The 16,716-nt window shown below is 64.0% G+C and carries 16 protein-coding genes; 11 read left to right on the forward strand and 5 right to left on the reverse strand.

Translation table 11 applies throughout. The features are described 5' to 3' along the window. Positions 1 to 210 precede the first annotated feature (210 nt). Entirely contained in the window at positions 211 to 861 is a 651-nt protein-coding gene (yihA, locus tag P7A97_RS00345) for a ribosome biogenesis GTP-binding protein YihA/YsxC (protein WP_277687934.1), read from the reverse strand. Positions 862 to 1,060: 199 nt separating this feature from the next. On the opposite strand from yihA, the gene P7A97_RS00350 reads away from it, so the two are divergent. The 5 genes from P7A97_RS00350 (at position 1,061) to P7A97_RS00370 (ending at position 5,575) form a co-directional block, all read left to right on the forward strand. Further along, positions 1,061 to 1,354, forward strand: a complete 294-nt coding sequence (locus tag P7A97_RS00350) for a c-type cytochrome (RefSeq protein WP_277687935.1) — start codon at positions 1,061 to 1,063, stop codon at positions 1,352 to 1,354. A gap of 45 nt (positions 1,355 to 1,399) precedes the next feature. Then, positions 1,400 to 2,017, forward strand: a complete 618-nt coding sequence (locus P7A97_RS00355; RefSeq protein ID WP_277687936.1) for a c-type cytochrome — start codon at positions 1,400 to 1,402, stop codon at positions 2,015 to 2,017. Between the two features lie 140 nt (positions 2,018 to 2,157). Beyond that, positions 2,158 to 2,787, forward strand: coding sequence for a thiol:disulfide interchange protein DsbA/DsbL (locus P7A97_RS00360; protein WP_277687937.1), 630 nt, complete (start codon positions 2,158 to 2,160; stop codon positions 2,785 to 2,787). A 10-nt stretch (positions 2,788 to 2,797) separates the two neighbouring features. Continuing rightward, positions 2,798 to 3,643 (forward strand): endonuclease/exonuclease/phosphatase family protein, encoded by an 846-nt coding sequence (locus P7A97_RS00365; protein WP_277687938.1) that lies wholly within the window; start codon positions 2,798 to 2,800, stop codon positions 3,641 to 3,643. A 24-nt stretch (positions 3,644 to 3,667) separates the two neighbouring features. Continuing rightward, positions 3,668 to 5,575: a GGDEF domain-containing protein gene (locus P7A97_RS00370; protein WP_277687939.1), complete on the forward strand. Its 1,908-nt coding sequence runs from the start codon at positions 3,668 to 3,670 to the stop codon at positions 5,573 to 5,575. A gap of 6 nt (positions 5,576 to 5,581) precedes the next feature. Here the strand turns inward: P7A97_RS00370 and P7A97_RS00375 are convergent, their stop codons facing one another. Next, positions 5,582 to 7,024: a DASH family cryptochrome gene (locus P7A97_RS00375; RefSeq protein WP_277687940.1), complete on the reverse strand. Its 1,443-nt coding sequence runs from the start codon at positions 7,022 to 7,024 to the stop codon at positions 5,582 to 5,584. 176 nt (positions 7,025 to 7,200) lie between these two features. On the opposite strand from P7A97_RS00375, the gene P7A97_RS00380 reads away from it, so the two are divergent. Further along, positions 7,201 to 7,794: a MarC family protein gene (locus P7A97_RS00380; protein ID WP_277687941.1), complete on the forward strand. Its 594-nt coding sequence runs from the start codon at positions 7,201 to 7,203 to the stop codon at positions 7,792 to 7,794. A gap of 16 nt (positions 7,795 to 7,810) precedes the next feature. Beyond that, complete coding sequence (locus P7A97_RS00385; RefSeq protein ID WP_277687942.1) at positions 7,811 to 8,590, forward strand: N-acetylmuramoyl-L-alanine amidase; 780 nt, start codon at positions 7,811 to 7,813, stop codon at positions 8,588 to 8,590. A gap of 87 nt (positions 8,591 to 8,677) precedes the next feature. Here the strand turns inward: P7A97_RS00385 and P7A97_RS00390 are convergent, their stop codons facing one another. From P7A97_RS00390 to P7A97_RS00400, 3 genes are all read right to left on the reverse strand, one after another. Next, on the reverse strand, positions 8,678 to 9,085 hold the full coding sequence (locus tag P7A97_RS00390) for a DUF1330 domain-containing protein (RefSeq protein ID WP_277687943.1): 408 nt from the start codon (positions 9,083 to 9,085) through the stop codon (positions 8,678 to 8,680). Positions 9,086 to 9,169: 84 nt separating this feature from the next. Continuing rightward, on the reverse strand, positions 9,170 to 9,826 hold the full coding sequence (locus P7A97_RS00395) for a DUF3313 domain-containing protein (RefSeq protein WP_277687944.1): 657 nt from the start codon (positions 9,824 to 9,826) through the stop codon (positions 9,170 to 9,172). 147 nt (positions 9,827 to 9,973) lie between these two features. Further along, positions 9,974 to 10,369: a response regulator gene (locus P7A97_RS00400; protein WP_277687945.1), complete on the reverse strand. Its 396-nt coding sequence runs from the start codon at positions 10,367 to 10,369 to the stop codon at positions 9,974 to 9,976. Positions 10,370 to 10,487: 118 nt separating this feature from the next. Between P7A97_RS00400 and P7A97_RS00405 the strand changes: the two genes are divergently transcribed. Genes P7A97_RS00405 through P7A97_RS00420 form a run of 4 tightly spaced genes read left to right on the forward strand, consistent with a single transcriptional unit; the run spans position 10,488 to position 16,587 of the window. Then, positions 10,488 to 13,985, forward strand: a complete 3,498-nt coding sequence (locus tag P7A97_RS00405) for a response regulator (protein ID WP_277687946.1) — start codon at positions 10,488 to 10,490, stop codon at positions 13,983 to 13,985. Further along, on the forward strand, positions 13,986 to 14,795 hold the full coding sequence (locus P7A97_RS00410) for a protein-glutamate O-methyltransferase CheR (protein ID WP_277687947.1): 810 nt from the start codon (positions 13,986 to 13,988) through the stop codon (positions 14,793 to 14,795). Next, positions 14,792 to 15,406, forward strand: a complete 615-nt coding sequence (locus tag P7A97_RS00415) for a chemotaxis protein CheB (RefSeq protein ID WP_277687948.1) — start codon at positions 14,792 to 14,794, stop codon at positions 15,404 to 15,406. The genes P7A97_RS00410 and P7A97_RS00415 overlap by 4 nt, the downstream gene beginning before the upstream one ends. Continuing rightward, complete coding sequence (locus tag P7A97_RS00420; RefSeq protein WP_277687949.1) at positions 15,400 to 16,587, forward strand: hybrid sensor histidine kinase/response regulator; 1,188 nt, start codon at positions 15,400 to 15,402, stop codon at positions 16,585 to 16,587. Before P7A97_RS00415 ends, P7A97_RS00420 begins: the two co-directional genes overlap by 7 nt. Positions 16,588 to 16,716: the final 129 nt, after the last annotated feature.

Below are 16,716 nucleotides of genomic sequence, written 5' to 3' on the forward strand. Positions count from 1 at the left end.
TCAGAGTTGATGAATGGCACGACGCCCTTCATTGCTCCTAGCTGTGTTTTAGTGTTGGCAGAACTCTGAACCCCGCCCTAGCGGTTCAGAATTGAACCCCGGTCTTCTCCCTCCCCATACGAAGTCCGGGGTTTTTTTTGTCTGGCGAAAGCCCTCTGGACTGTCGCCAGCACCGTCGAAAATGCCTCCTGGCAATTTTCTGCTTGCGGCTCAGCCTTCTTCGCTTTCCTCTGCCTCGCCCTCGACCAGGCCCAGCCATTGCGCCAGTACCAACTGCGCTTCCTCCACGCCCATACGCTTTGGCGCGGAGAACAGCTGGATGCTGGCCGTTTCGTCGCCCCATTCCTTGCGGATTTCCTGGCGCACCTTGAGCAGGGCGTTCTTCGCCGCGCCAAAGGCCAGTTTGTCGGCCTTGGTCAGCAGGATATGCAGCGGCATGCCACTGGCCTTGGCCCAGTCCAGCATCATGCAGTCGAACTCGGTCAGCGGATGGCGGATGTCCATCATCAGCACCAGGCCACAGAGGCTTTCGCGGCTGCCCAGGTAGGCCTCCAGGTGCTTTTGCCAGTGCTGTTTGAGCGGAATCGGCACCTTGGCGTAGCCGTAGCCGGGCAGGTCGACCAGGCGCCGCTCATCGTCCAGGCGGAAGAAGTTGAGCAGCTGGGTGCGCCCCGGGGTCTTCGAGGTGCGCGCCAGGCTGGCGTGGGTCAGGGTGTTCAGCGCGCTGGACTTACCGGCGTTGGAGCGGCCGGCGAAGGCCACTTCCAGGCCTAGATCGTCGGGGCACTGCTCGACCTTGGCGGCGCTGATCATGAAGCTGGCCTGCTGGCACAGCCCGAGGATGGGGTTCTTTATTGACATGGGGAATCCGCTTTGGGACAGGGGCTGGAAGCCTTGCGCGCCAAGTGCGGCAAGGGGCCGCGGCATGCTGTCGCTTCCGTTTCAGCGTCGCCAGTATATAATGCCGCAGATTTTGTGTGCGCTTTGTCCTTCTCCTGGGAACGAGTCACAACCACTGCGCGACCAGACGCAGGCCGTTCCCTCCCTGATGAGGTTGGCTATGAAAAGAATGCTGGTCACCAGCGCAATGCTGCTGTGCTTGTCGAATGCCGTTCAGGCGGCGCAGGATCCGGAAGCGGTATATGCCAAGGCCTGTGCGGCCTGCCACAATGGTCAATTGCCGATGGCGCCCAAGCGTGGCGACAAGGCAGCCTGGGAGCCCAGGCTGGCCAAAGGTATGGATGCACTGGTGCAGAGCGTCACCAACGGTTTGAATGCCATGCCACCCCGTGGTTTGTGCATGGACTGCAGTGCCGAGGACTACCAGGCTGTCATCAAGGTGATGAGCGAGTAGTCCCGTAAAAACTCTTAATACACTTAGCCGTTATTGGATTAGCTGATGAACAAAGTACTCGTGAGCCTGCTGTTGACCCTGGGTGTCTCCGCTGCAGCGCATGCCGCCGGCCCGCTCGTCGGTGATGCCGAGGCCGGCCAGGCCAAGACTGCGGTCTGTGGCGCCTGCCACGGTGCGGATGGCAACAGTGCCGCGCCAAACTTCCCGAAGCTGGCTGGTCAGGGCGAGCGTTACTTGCTCAAGCAGCTGCATGACATCAAGGGCGGCAAGCGTACCGTGTTGGAAATGACCGGCATTCTGGACCCGCTCAGCGATCAGGACATGGCCGACATCGCTGCTTACTACGCCAGCCAGAAGATGAGCGTCGGTGCTGCCGATCCGAAGCTGGTGGCTGCCGGTGAGGCCCTGTTCCGCGGCGGTAAAATTGAGGAGGGCATGCCGGCCTGTACCGGTTGCCACTCCCCTGAAGGTGCTGGTAACGCGCCTGCCGGCTTCCCGCACCTGGGTGGTCAGCATGCGCAGTACGTGGCTAAGCAGCTGACTGATTTCCGCGAGGGCAACCGCACCAACGACGGCGACAGCATGATCATGCGCGCCATCGCTGCGAAGCTGAGCAACAAGGATATCCAGGCTGTTTCCAGCTACATTCAGGGTCTGCACTGAGTCTTACTGCGCTGAACTAAAAGGGTGGCCATGGCCACCCTTTTTCTTTGGCGCTGCCGCTACAATGCCGGAACCTGCCAGCGCGGCGTCGGTCGAATCGGCGTCCGCCCTGAGCGGTTCCCAATGCCAAGGAGTTTTGCATGCGTAACCTGATTCTCGGCGCTGCCTTTGCCTCTCTCAGTTTGTTCGGTGCCTTCGCCCAGGCCGAGAGTATCGAGGCCGGCCGCCAATACGAAGAACTCAGCAACCCGGTGCCGGTATCGCAGCCAGGTAAGATCGAAGTGGTAGAGCTGTTCTGGTATGGCTGCCCGCATTGCTATCAGTTTGAGCCGACGCTCAATCCGTGGGTCGACAAGCTGCCGGAGGACGTGAACTTCGTGCGTGTTCCCGCCATGTTTGGCGGAGTTTGGGATATCCATGGTCAGCTGTTCATCACGCTCGAATCCATGGGGGTCGAACAGCAGGTGCATGATGCGGTGTTCAAGGCCATCCATCAGGAAAAGCGCAAGCTGGCGACTCCCGAGGAAATGGCGGAGTTCCTCGCCGGCCAGGGCGTGGACAAGGACAAGTTCCTCAGCACCTACAACTCTTTTGCGGTGAAAGGTCAGGTGGCCAAGGCCAAGAAGCTGGCTGTGGCCTACCAGATCAAGGGAGTGCCGGTGCTCATCGTCAACGGTAAATACCGTTTCGATATCGGTAGCTCGGGTGGCCCTGAGCAGGCGCTGGATGTGGCTGATTTCCTGATCGACAAAGAACGCAGCGCCAACTGAGTTCATCGCCATGTTGCGCCGCTGGAGCACCAGGCGTGTCGCCGGCCTGCGTCAAACGCAGGTCAACGGCCACTGCCAGGACTCCGGTGTGCGCCAGGATGCTGGGCTGCTGCGCTTACTCAGCTTCAATATCCAGGTTGGTATCAGCACCGCGCGCTATCACCATTACCTGACCCGTAGCTGGCAGCACCTGCTGCCGCACAGGGGGCGCAACGGTAACCTGCAGCGCATCGGCGCGTTGCTCGGCGACTACGATCTGGTGGCCTTGCAGGAGGTCGATGGTGGCAGCCTGCGCTCCGGCTACGTCAACCAGGTCGAGCATCTTGCCGAGCTCGGCGATTTCCCCTACTGGTACCAGCAGCTCAACCGTAATCTCGGTCGCTTCGCCCAGCACAGCAACGGTGTACTCAGCCGCTTGCGCCCAAGCCATCTGGAAGACCATCCGCTCCCCGGCCCTGCCGGTCGTGGTGCGGTGCTGCTGCGGTTTGGCGAGGGCGCCGACGCTCTGGTGGTGATCAACATGCACCTGGCCCTGGGCGCGCGGGTGCGTACCCGGCAGCTGGCCTATGTGCGCGAGCTGATCGAGGGGCACCGCCATGTGGTGCTGATGGGGGATATGAATACCCACGCCGTCGACCTGTTGCAGCATTCGCCACTGCGTGACCTCGGCCTGCTCGCCCCGCAGGTTGAGGCGACTTTTCCCAGCTGGCGCCCGCAGCGCTGTCTGGATCATATTCTGCTGAGCCCCGAACTGGCCCTGGAGCGCTTCGAGGTGCTCAGTCAGCCGATTTCCGATCATCTGCCGGTCGCGGTGGACATTCGCCTGCCGAGTGCTCTGACTCTGCCTATGCTGTAGTGGCTTTGCCACTGGATCGCCACCATGACCGATGAAGCCCAGCGCTGGAAAGCCAAATACCTCAAAAGCCTGGAACAGCAGGAGCAACAGGAGAAGCTGTGGAGCCAGCGTCTCGACCTGTTGCGCCGTGGCCTGGTGCGCAGCTCATTGGCGGCCGAAGGCAGCGACAAGGCAGTGGATCAGTGCATGCAGGAGCTGCGCGAGCTGATTCGCGGAGACAAGATGGATGCCGGTTTGGCTGCCTTGATCCCACGCCTGGAGCGTGCCGTGCTGGACTCGGAGACACGTCGCCAGCAACGCGTGGAGCAGAGCGTTGCCGGGTTTACCAGCCTGACCCAGCAACTGCTGGCCATGGAGCCACCACGCGAAGTGCGTCGGGCACTCAAGCAGTTCGCCAAGCGTATCGACGAGCGCGCCAGCCAGTCCCGTGAAGTGCCGGCGTTGCTGGCCGAACTCGGCAGTCTGCAGGAGAAGACCCTGGCGGTGCTCGCTGGTGAGGTGGTGGCGCAACCAGGCCTGTTGCAGCGACTGTTCGGCAGCCGCGAGCGGGCAGAGGAACACCAGGAAAGCGAGCCCGTTCAGCATCAGGCCCCGGCTGCGGCTGTTGCGCATCAGGCTGAGGACGCGTCTGCTCCAGAGACTCCGACTCCGACTCCGACTCCGACTCCGACTCCGACTCCGGCTGCCTCGACCACGCAGGAGCCGGCCAGTGAGTCTCTGATTCGCGCGACCACGGCGGCGGCGCAGGCGTCCTTCGTGCAGGTCGCCGCCGTGGCGCCTGCGCCGCTGGCCAAAGCGCCGACACTGGACAGCCTGCCACTGGATGCGCGCATGCTGACCGGCGAGGGCGATCCTGACTTTGCCCTGCCGGACCGGCCCGAACCCGGCTACAGCGCAGTGGCGCCGCATGTGGCCGAGAGCCTGACGCGACTGCTCGACGAGCTTGATCTGCCGGCACATCACCTGCCCCAGGGTGATGCCCTGCGTGAGCGGCTCAAGGGTGGCCTCAACTGGTATGAGCTGGTACCCGTACTGGATGATCTGGCGGTCTTGGTGCTGGCGGTAACCGACAGCGGCCAGCGTGAGTTCGCCGGTTATCTCAAGTTGCTCAATGAGCGCCTGGCGGCATTTATCCACACCCTGAGCGAAGCCCACGAGGGTTACAGCGAGTCGGTGGAAAGTGCCCGCAGCTTCAACCAGGAGCTGCGTGAACAGGTCAGTGACCTGCAGGCCAGCGTACAGGATGCGGTAGACCTGCCCAGTCTCAAGCAGGCGCTGGAGCGTCGTCTGGAAGGTCTGCTCAGCACGGTCACTGAGCACCAGCGCGCCCGAGAGGGGCGTGAGGAAGAAGTGGCCAAACGGTTGCAGGCCCTGGCGCAGCGTGTGACCGAGATGGAGCAGGAGGCCCAAGGCTTTCGTGAACATCTGGAAGAACAAAGGCAGAAAGCCCTTACCGACCCGCTGACCGGTCTGCCCAACCGCGCGGGCTGGAGTGAGCGGCTGGAGCTGGAGCTGGCGCGCTGGCGTCGCTATGGCGGTGATCTGTTGTTGGCGGTGCTGGATATCGACCATTTCAAGCGGATCAATGATGACTATGGTCACCTCGCCGGAGACAAAGTGCTGAAGATCATCGCCGGCGAGCTGAACAAACGCCTGCGCAAGACTGACTTCCTCGCGCGCTATGGTGGCGAGGAATTCGTCCTGCTGGTGCCGAGCACACCGCTGGAAGGCGGAGAGCAGCTGCTGGAGACGCTGCGCACAGCCATCGAGGCCTGCCCCTTCCATTTTCGCGGCGAGCCCATGTCCATCACCCTGTCTGCGGGACTAACGGCCTTTGCCTCCGGCGAGTCCAGCGAGGCGGCTTTCGCCCGGGCTGACCAGGCGCTTTATCGCGCCAAGCGCGAAGGACGCAACCGCATCGTGTTGGGCTAAGCGGCCTCAGGCGGCGCTGGGTAGATAGGGTTTCCAGTGCTCCGGTACCTGCTCCAGGCGGGGGTAGCCCATGGCATCGAGTTGCAGGTGCGACAGCAGGAAAGGCGTGTGCCGCAGGTGCGCGGGTACCCCCTGCAGCTCAGGTAGCCAGAGGCTGACGTAAGCACCCGTCGGGTCGTATTGGCGGGCCTGGCGCAGGGCATTGAACAGCTCGCGGCCGCGCGGGGCGCTGGCCACGCCGGCGAGGTAGGCCCAGTTCCCCCAGTTGCTCGCCGGGTCATAGTCCAGCAGGTGCTCTTCGAACCAGGCGGCGCCATGCCGCCAGTCCTGCTGCAGGTCGCCGACCAGGTAGCTGGCGACCACCTGGCGGCCGCGGTTGGAGATGAAGCCGGTGCTGGCCAGCTCACGCATGTTGGCATCCACCAGCGGCATGCCGGTGCGGCCCTGGCACCAGCGCTCGAAACGCGCATCAAGCTGGTCTGGCGTGCGTGCCGTGGCCTTGAGAGCGTCGCGGCGGAACAGCGCGGTGCCGTGGCGTAGCAGTGTCCAGCGGAAGAAGTCACGCCACAGCAGCTGCCGCCACAGGCTGCGGGTCGATTCATTGCTGCCGTACTGGGCCTCGTGGCGGCGCAGTTCGGCCATCACCCGGCGTGGCGACAGGCTGCCATTGGCCAGCCAGGGTGAGAATTTGGACGAATATTCGCTGCCGATCAGGTCGTTACGGGTGTCCTGGTAATGGCGCACATTCTGGGTCTGCCACAGGTAGTCGCGCAGGCGCGCCTGCCCGGCCGGTTCGCCGCCGGAGAAAGGGAAGGCACTGCTGGCCATGCTTAGCGGCTCGCCCAGGCCGAGTTGGGAGAGGCTGGGCAGGGCGGCGAAATAGGCGTTGGCATTGTCCGGCAGGGCCGCCAGGCGTGCGGGGGCCGGGCGCGGCTGGAAGATCGGCAGGCGCTGCTCGACCAGTGCGTAGAACTGGCTGAACACGCTGGGCAGCTTGTCGGGCGTGCAGGGCAGCTCGCTGGCCTGGAGCAGGTGGTTGGCCGGCAGTGCGCGCAATTTGTCAGCCCCCAGCGTGGTGCGCAGGCTGGCGAGCTGGGCGCGCTCCTCGGGGGCGATTTCATCCAGGGTCAGCACTTCGTCCAGGTCGAGCTGTTCGACCAGGCGTGGAATCAGCTGTTCGGCGCGGCCCTGCAGTACCAGCAGGCCGGAGCCGCGTTGGCGCAATTCGCCGTCGAGGGCTGCCAGGCTTTCCATCAAAAAGCGCGCGCGGTGCACGCCCAGGCGACTGCTGCCCAGCGGGCCCGGCTGCAGTTGTGCCGGGTCGAAGACATAGAGCGGCACGATACGATCAGCATCCAGGGCGGCCTGTACGGCAGGGTGGTCGTCGAGGCGCAGATCCTGTTTGAACCAGAGCAGCACGCGGCGCATGGCGTCATCCTCGTTGAGCATGTCATCACGATACGCTGCTGTGACCACCGCGCATGGCCGTTTGTCCCCGGCGGCCGGCCCCGTGTCTGGTAGGGCTGCTCTTGTGTGATCTGTGTCACATATTGCCTCGGTGTTGCGGCGGACAGACGACAGCGCCGGCGCCGGATAAACTGTGCGCACCTTCCAAGGAGCCCCGCATGGACATCTTCAGCATCGCCGTTCTGGTTTTTCTGGTCACCGACCCGTTCGGCAACATCGCCATCTACCTCGCCGCCCTGAAAAACGTCGCCCCCGAGCGGCGCATGCGCGTGGCGCTGCGTGAGCTGTTGCTGGCGCTGGCGCTGCTGATGATCTTTCTGACCTTCGGCGAGAAGATTCTCAGTGGCCTGGGTCTGTCGCGCGAAGCCACGGCGATTGCCGGTGGCATCATCCTGTTCGTAATTGCCATGCGCCTGATCTTCCCCAAGCCCGAGGGCGTGCTGGGCGACCTGCCGGATGGCGAGCCGCTGCTGGTACCACTGGCCACCCCGGCGGTGGCCGGGCCTTCGGCCCTGGCGGTGCTGATGACCTTGCGCAGCACCTTCGAAGGACCGATCTGGGAGCTTTACCTGGCTGTCGGTCTGGCCTGGCTGGCCACCGCCAGTATCCTGTTGCAGGCTTCCTGGCTACAGAAATTCCTCGGCCCGCGCGGCCTCACCGCCGTGGAGCGGCTGACCGGCATGCTGCTGATCATGCTCAGCGTCGACATGCTGCTGGATAACCTGCAGAGCATCCTGCATATCACCCCTTGAGCCTGTGTACAGACCAATGAGACTTGCCACCCTCACCCTTTGTGCCCTGTTCCTTGCCGGCTGTACCGGCAGCGGTCTGCGCATCGACGACCGCTACCAGGCCCAGGGCCAGAGCAGCCGCGTGCAGTACATCGTGGTGCACTACACCTCTGCCGACCTGCAGCGTTCGCTGCAACTGCTGACCCAGGGCGAGGTCAGTGCCCACTACCTGATCGGCGACTCGCCGGCCACCGTCTACCGCCTGGTGGATGAAAACCGTCGAGCCTGGCACGCCGGCGTCAGCGAGTGGCAAGGGCGTACCTGGCTCAACGCCAGTACCCTCGGCATCGAACTGGTCAATCAGGGCTATTTCGACGGCCCCAGCGGGCGCTACTGGCAGCCCTACAGCGAAGCGCAGATCGAGGCGCTGATCGTGTTGCTCAAGGACCTGGTCAAGCGCCACGATCTGCCGTTCGACAGCATCATCGGCCACAGCGATATCGCCCCGCAGCGTAAGGTCGACCCCGGCCCGCTGTTCCCCTGGAAGCGCCTGGCCGATGCCGGGCTGATCCGCTGGCCGGAGGCCGCCGCGGTGGCTCGTGAACAGCAGCGCCTGGCCACGGCCCTGCCCGATGCCGCCTGGTTCCAGGCGCAACTGGCGCAGCTCGGTTACCCGACGCCGCAGACCGGCGAATGGGACAAGGCCACACGCCGGGTGCTGGCTGCCTTCCAGATGAAATATCGGCCGGCCCGCTACGACGGCGATGCGGATGCCGAGAGCGCGGCCATCCTCGTGGTGCTCAATAACGCTTCCTGAGGGCGCGCTGAGCGATACCTGAGGCGCGCACTGCTGCCTCTGCCGCGCAGGTGGCGCGGCAGTTTTGCCCGAGGGTGAGCGGCAATCTCAGGCGGGCGGGGTGGTGCCGATCAGGCGCGAGTCGAACAGGGCCGCGGTGCGATGCACGGTGGCGGCCTGGTACTCGGGGTCGTTGAGCATGCTCAGGAAGGCTTCCGGCGAGGGGTAGCGCACCAGCAGCATGTCGTCCCAGGCTTCGCCGGCCGGGGCGATCAGCGCCACCTGCACGGGCGCCATGAACTCCACCCGGCCACCGACGGCCTGCACCTTGGCGATGGCCGTGCGACTGTAGCGCTTGTAAGCCTCGCGACCGGTACAGGCAGCGTGTTCGCTGCCGGCCGGATAGCTGGCGGTGGCGTTGTAGCGCAGCAGGTTGAGCATCATGATCGGCTGACCGGCGGGCATCCGGGCGGCGAACTCGGCGAGTTGTGCGGGGCTGGGATTGAGGCTGGGCATGGCGGTCTCCATGAGGTCAAGCGGCCAGACTGTTGAGCCAGGCCGCGTTGGTCAATCCTCATCCACCAGCCTGATGGTTGACCATCAGGGCTTGAAGGCGCTGGCGTCCTTTGCCCATACATCCAGAGCGGGCTGCAGGTCGGCCAGGCTCAGCTGGCTGTCGCGGTTTTCCAGGTCGAGGCCGTGGCCTTTGCGCACCACGCGTATCATCGGCTGGCTGGTGCGCCCATCCAGCGCCTCCAGTTCGACGTAGATATCGGTGTTGCGGTCGCGTGTACCGACGGCAGTGCTGGTGGCTGCGATGACCAGGGCGATGGGAATGACTTCATAGGGCTTGAGGCCTTCGGTCTCCGCCGTTACCGCAGTAATGGCGCTGCGCAGTACCAGGGTGTCCGTGTTGGGCGTTTCGACCACGGTCATGCGTTGGGCCAGTTCGCGCTTCATGGCGCTGTGCAGATAGGTAGCGACCTGGTTCAGGGCTTCCTGGCTGACCTGCTCGCTCGGGGTAGGCGTCGGGTAGAACACCGGCTTTTCGATGTACACCGAGGTGTAGTGGTCGCCCTGGTAGTCGGGCGATACCCAGCGCAGAACCGGGACGCCGCTGGCGGAGGTGGTGGGCTGTAATTGCGTGTATTCACCCAGGAAGCCGGAATATTGCTCAGGCTGGGTAATGTCGCTGGCACAACCCGTAAGGGCCAGCCCGGCGGACATGGTTAAACCAAACAGAAATGAGCGACGCATACTGAAATTTCCTTTGGTAATAGGAAATCTCAGCCTAGTTGGCTTGCCGCAATCTGCCACATGTATTTTTTCTGACAGTCGACGCGCCGAAAATCAGGTGCTAGAGCCTCGCCGCAGCCTTGTTCCGGGCGTCTGTGCGGTTGTGGCCTAGGCGTTGGCGAGCAGGCCCAGGCAGTCCGCCAGCTGGTTCAGGTCATAGGGTTTTACGATGCTTTCGGTGCGGGCGTTTGGGTGGCGCTGGCGCGCTTCATCGACGATGGCCTGTTCGCCATAGCCGCTGGCGAACAGCACCGGCAGGGTGGGTCGCAGTTCGCGGGTGGCCTGCACCAGCTCCCGGCCACTGAGGCCGGGCAAACCGACGTCGGTCATCAGCAGGTCGACGGGCTCGCCTTGCTGCAACAGCTGCAAGGCACTCGGCGCATCGCTCATGGCCTGCACGCGATAACCGAACTCTTCCAGTATCTCGACCGTGAGCATGCGGACAATGTCGTCGTCTTCGACCAGCAGGACGCATTTGCGGATAGGGGGCTCGTCGGTGGACATCGTGCTCTCAACGTTGTGGTTATGGCAGTAAAGCGCGGCTAAGTTTGGCAAACTTTGATTGCATCATGCGGTCAGTTTGCCACGCGCGCCCGCCACATTAGCAGTGAGCCAGTCACGAATGGACGTACAAGAATCGAGCAAGGCTGTAATGGACGAGGACGGTTTCCGTCGGATTCTCAACCGCAATGTCAGCATTCCCCTGGGGTTGGGGCTGATCAGTGCGCTGTTTTTTGCCGTGGTGATTGGCTATCTGCTGAATGTGATCAAGTGGGTCGAGCACTCCGATCAGGCGCTCAACCGTGCCAGCGAGATCTACAAATTGAGCCTGGACATGGAAACCGGCATGCGCGGCTTCCTGCTCAGCGGCAACGAAGACTTTCTGGAGCCCTACGACCTGGCGCGTGGCAAGTTCCGCGCGCTGATCGAGGAGCTTGGAACTCAGGTTGCCGATAACCCGGCCCAGGTGCAGCGCACGCAGCGCATACTGGCACTGCAGGAACAGTGGGACGAGTACGCTCAGCAGGTCATTGCGGCGCGCCGAGAGGGTGAAAACTACCTGGAGGCCGTGGGGCGCGGGCAGGGCAAGAACCTGACTGACGGTATCCGCAGCGAGCTGGATGCCTTTATCTCCAGCGAGCGTGACCTGCGCCAGGAGCGCAACCGCGACGCCAACAACATCGCCACCTGGGGTACGGGCGCCTATCTGCTGATCAGCATCCTGTTCAGCGGCCTGCTGGCGCTGTTTGGTCGCCGCGAGCTGCTCAACCTGTCGGCGGTCTACTCGCAGGCCATGGCCAAGCAGGCCCTCTATGCCGACGAGCAACGCCAGCGTGCCTGGTTGCAGGGTGGTCAGACCCAGCTGGCGGAGCGCCTGCTTGGACAAAGCCGCGTGCAGGAACTGGCTGACCGCTCACTGGCGTTTATCGCCGACTACCTCGGCTGCGTGGTGGCCGCGCTGTATCTGCGCCAGTCCCAGAGTGGTGATCTGCAGCGCATTGCCGGGTATGGCTTCAGCGCTGCCGATGAGGCGCGGGGGCGTGAGTTCTACAGCCGTGAGGGCCTGGTGGGTCAGGCGGCACAGAGTCGTCGCCTGGTGCAGCTGGAGCAACTGCCGGCGGACTACCTCAAGGTTGCCTCCGGACTGGGCGAAGGGCTGCCGGTCAGTGTGATGCTGGTGCCGCTGCAGGCGGATGATCGTGTCAATGGCGTGCTGGAGCTGGCCTTCATGCGTCCGCTGGAGGCCCGCGATCGCGAGTTCCTCGAAGCCATTGCCGGCAGCCTCGGCATTTCTCTGGAAACCGCCGTCTACCGCCAGCGTCTGCAGGAGGTGCTGGGCGAGACCCAGCAGCTCAACGAGGAGCTGCAGACCCAGCAGGAAGAGCTGCGTGCCGCCAACGAGGAGCTGGAGCAGCAGGCGCGGGTGCTCAAGGAGTCGCAGGCACACCTGGAAACCCAGCAGGCCGAACTGGAGCAGACCAACGAGAAGCTGGCCGAGCAGGCGCAGACGCTGGCTGATCAGCGTGACGAGCTGGACCAGCGCAATACGTCCCTCGGGCGCATCCAGATCCAGCTGGAGGAACGTGCGCAAGAGCTACAGCGCGCCAGCAGCTACAAGTCGGAATTCCTTGCCAACATGAGCCACGAGTTGCGCACGCCGCTCAACAGCTCGCTGATCCTGGCCAAGCTGCTGGCCGAAAACCCGCAGGGCAACCTGGATGCCGAGCAGGTGAAGTTCGCCGAATCGATCTATTCGGCCGGCAACGACCTGCTCAATCTGATCAACGACATTCTCGACATTGCCAAGGTCGAAGCCGGCAAGCTGGAGGTGCGCCCCGAGCGCACGCCGCTGAGCAGCCTGCTCGAAGGCCTGCGTGACGTATTCGTGCCGCTGGCCGGCGAGCGTGGTCTGGAGTTTGTCGTCGAGCAGCCTGCCGGGCTGCCGGAGCAGCTGTTCACGGACCGCCAGCGCCTGGAACAGATACTGCGCAACCTGCTGTCCAACGCCTTCAAGTTTACCGAGCGCGGCAGCGTCAGCCTCAGCGTCGCGCGCCACGATGAGCAGACCCTGGCCTTCACGGTTCGCGATACCGGCATTGGTATCGCCGAGGATCAGCAGGCCGTGATCTTCGAGGCGTTCCGTCAGGCGGACGGCACCAGCAATCGCCGCTACGGCGGTACGGGCCTTGGCCTGTCCATTTCCCGTGACCTGGCCGGGCTGCTCGGCGGTAGCCTCTCGGTGAGCAGCCAGCAGGGCCAGGGCAGCGTCTTCACATTGCTGTTGCCTGAACAGTTCACCGAGGCGCCGGCGCCGACAGCCCGGCCGCTGCCTGTTGCCGCTCCGGCGCCCTTGCCGGCAGCCGCGCCGGCTGTACCCTCGCCACGTCCGCTGGCGGCCTTTGCCGATGACCGCGAGCAGCTCGGTGAGCGGGGTGGCCGTTGCGTGCTGGTCGTCGAGGACGAGTCGCGCTTCGCCCGCATCCTGTTCGACCTGGCTCACGAGCTGGGCTACGCCTGCCTGGTCGCCGCCAGCGCCGACGAGGGGCTGGAGCTGGCCCGGCAGTTCCGTCCCGACGCCATCCTGCTCGATATGCGCCTGCCGGACGGTTCCGGGCTGGGTGTGTTGCAGCGCCTGAAGGATGAGGCCGTGACCCGGCATATCCCGGTGCATGTGGTGTCCGTGGACGATCACAGCGAAGCGGCCCTGCACCTGGGCGCGGTGGGCTATGCCCTCAAGCCGACCAGTCGCGAGCAGCTCAAGGAGGTGTTCGGCAGGCTCGAAGCCAAGCTCAACCAGCAGGTCAAGCGCGTGCTGCTGGTCGAGGATGACCCGCTGCAGCGCGACAGCATCGCCCGCCTGATCGGCGATGACGATGTCGAGATCACCGCCGTCGAGCTGGCCAGCGATGCGCTGGAGAAGCTGCGCGACACCGTGTTCGACTGCATGATCATCGACCTCAAGCTGCCCGACATGCAGGGCAACGAGCTGTTGCGGCGCATGGCCAGGGAGGACATCTGCTCCTTCCCTCCGGTGATCGTCTACACCGGGCGCAACCTGAGCCGCGACGAGGAAGCCGAGCTGCTCAAGTACTCGCGCTCGATCATCATCAAGGGCGCACGCTCGCCAGAGCGTCTGCTCGACGAGGTCACCCTGTTCCTGCACAAGGTCGAGGCGGAGCTGTCCGGCGAGCGTCAGCGCATGCTCAAGACCGCGCGTAACCGCGACAAGCTGTTCGAGGGGCGCCGCCTGCTGCTGGTGGACGATGACGTGCGCAACATCTTCGCCCTGTCCAGCGCGCTGGAGCAGAAGGGCGCTGTGGTCGAGGTCGCGCGCAACGGTATCGAGGCGCTGGCCAAGCTGCGCGAGGTGGACGACATCGACCTGGTGTTGATGGATGTGATGATGCCGGAGATGGACGGCTACGAGGCGACACGGAAGATCCGCCAGGAGGCGCGCTGGCAGAACCTGCCGATCATTGCAGTGACCGCCAAGGCGATGAAGGACGATCAGGAACGCTGCTTGCGGGCGGGCGCCAACGACTACCTGGCCAAGCCCATCGAGCTGGATCGGCTGTTCTCGCTGATCCGCGTGTGGATGCCCAAGCTGGAGCGCCTGTGAATGCCTGACCAGATCGAGCTGCGCCTGCTGATCGAGGCCATCTACCTGCGCTACAACTACGACTTCCGCAATTACTCCGGCGCTTCGCTCAAGCGCCGGGTGCGCCAGGCCCAGCAGCAGCTCGATTGCGCGACCATCTCCGCGCTGCAGGAGCGCATCCTGCACGACCCGCAGGCTTTCATGCAGCTGCTGCAGTTCCTCACCATTCCGGTCAGCGAAATGTTTCGTGACCCCGGCTACTTCCTCGCCCTGCGCGAGCAGGTGGTGCCGCTGCTGCACACCTACCCGTCGCTGAAGATCTGGGTAGCCGGTTGCAGCACCGGCGAGGAGGTCTACTCGCTGGCCATCCTGCTGCATGAGGAAGGCTTGCTGGAACGCAGCATGATCTACGCCACCGACATCAACCCGCACTCGCTGGAGAAGGCCGAGCAGGGCATCTTCGCGCTCAGCAACCTGCGTACCTACACCGAGAACTACCAGAAGTCCGGCGGCCAGCGGGCCTTCTCCGACTACTACTCGGCGGCCTACGACCGCGTGCTGTTCGACAAGATGCTGCGTCGCAACGTGGTTTTTGCCGACCATAGCCTGGCCACCGACAGCGTGTTCGCCGAGACCCAGCTGGTGTCCTGTCGCAATGTGCTGATCTATTTCAATCGCGAGCTCCAGGATCGCGCGCTCGGCCTGTTCCACGACTCCCTCTGCCACCGCGGCTTTCTCGGCCTGGGCAGCAAGGAGAGTCTGGATTTCTCCGCCTATGCCCAGCAGTTCGAGCCGCTGGTGCGCCAGGAACGGATTTTTCGCAAACGATGAACGGGCCACGGCGAATCATCGTGCGCGGGCAGGCCCGCCCGGCCCCCGAAGCGCTGCTGATCGGGGCATCGGCGGGCGGGGTGGAGGCCCTGCTTCGTTTACTGGTGGACCTGCCCGGCGACTATGGCTTGCCCATCGTGTGCCTGCTGCATGTGCCGGACAGCCGTGACAGTCTGTTGGCCGAGCTGCTGGCCCGGCGCCTGGCCCTGCCGGCCAAGGAGGCCGAGGACAAGGAGCGGCTGCGAGCGGGTGTGGTCTATGTCGCGCCTGCCGGTTATCACCTGTCGATCGAGCGTGACCACAGCTTTTCCCTGAGCCGCGAAGAGCCGCGGCATTTTTCCCGGCCCTCCATCGATATTCTCTTTGAGTCTGCCGCCGACGCCTATGGCGCAGGTCTGGCGGCTGCCCTGCTCACGGGGGCCAACGAAGACGGCGCCGCGGGTCTGCTGGCCGTGCAGCGCGCCGGTGGCCTGACCCTGGTGCAGAGCCCCGCCGAGGCGCAGGTGCCGACCATGCCCGAGGCGGCCCTGGCGCTGCTGCAACCGGATTTTCTCCTGCCCCTGGCTGCCATGCACAGTCTGCTGGCCGAACTGGATGCCCCATCATGTTAAGGAAGATTGAAGCCAAGCTGCTGATCGTCGACGACCGGCCGGAGAACCTGCTGGCCCTGGAGAAGCTGATTCAGGATCAGGAGCGTACCGTGTACCAGGCCCGTAGTGGCGACGAGGCGCTGTCGCTGTTGCTCGAACACGAGTTCGCCCTGGCCATTCTGGATGTGCAGATGCCGGGCATGAACGGCTTCGAGCTGGCCGAGCTGATGCGCGGCACGGACAAGACCAAGCAGATCCCGATCATCTTCGTCAGCGCTGCCGGGCGCGAGCTCAACTACGCCTTCAAGGGCTACGAGAGCGGTGCGGTGGACTTCCTGCACAAGCCGCTGTCGCCCCACGAAGTGCGCAGCAAGGTGTCGGTATTCGTCGAGCTGTATCGCCAGCGCAAGGCGCTCAACCGCCAGCTCGATGCGCTGGAGGCGGCGCGCCGTGAACAGGAAGCGCTGCTCGACGAGCTGCGTGAAACCCAGGCCGAACTGCAGCGCGCGGTACAGATGCGTGACGTGTTCATGTCCGTGGTCTCCCACGAGCTGCGCACGCCGCTCAATGGCCTGACCCTGGAAGTGCAGTTGCGCAAGTTGCGTCTGCAGCAGAACAACCTCGATGCCTTCAGCCCGGACAAGCTGCGCGAGATGACCGAGCGCGACGAACGGCAGATCCTCAACATGACCCGACTGATCGACGACATGCTGGATGTGTCACGCATCCGCACCGGCAAGTTGTCGATCCGTCCCCAGCCCAGCGACCTGGGCGTGCTGGCCGGGCGCGTGGTGGAGAACCTGAGCCCTCAGTTCGCCCATGCCGACAGCCGGGTGGCGCTCAGTGTCGAGGGGCCGGCGCCGGTGCGGATGGACGAGTTTCGCATCGAGCAGGTGCTGGCTAACCTGCTGACCAATGCCCTGCGCTATGGCGCGGGCAAGCCGGTGGAGGTCAGCGTTTACTGCCAGGCGCAGGAGGCGCGTGTCGACGTGCGCGATCAGGGGATGGGCATTTCTGCGGCGGATCAGCGGCGCGTGTTCGAGCAGTTCGAGCGGGTCGCTGACAACGGCGTACCCCAGGGGTTGGGGTTGGGCCTGTTCATCAGCGAGCAGATCGTCCAGGCCCACGGCGGGCGCATCGAGCTGAGCAGCCAGTTGGGCGAGGGCTCGTGTTTCAGCGTGATTCTGCCGTGCGGCAGGTGATCGTGCATTTTGCAATCATGCGAAATGCACGATCTTGCAGAATGCACGAAAGGTGCTCCGCGAGTATTTATTAAGTTATTGATTTATAAGAAATAAATATTGATTTTGGGTTGGCATGGTCGCTGCAAA

The sequence above is a fragment of the Pseudomonas sp. GOM6 genome (assembly GCF_029537485.1).
Taxonomy (GTDB): domain Bacteria; phylum Pseudomonadota; class Gammaproteobacteria; order Pseudomonadales; family Pseudomonadaceae; genus Aquipseudomonas.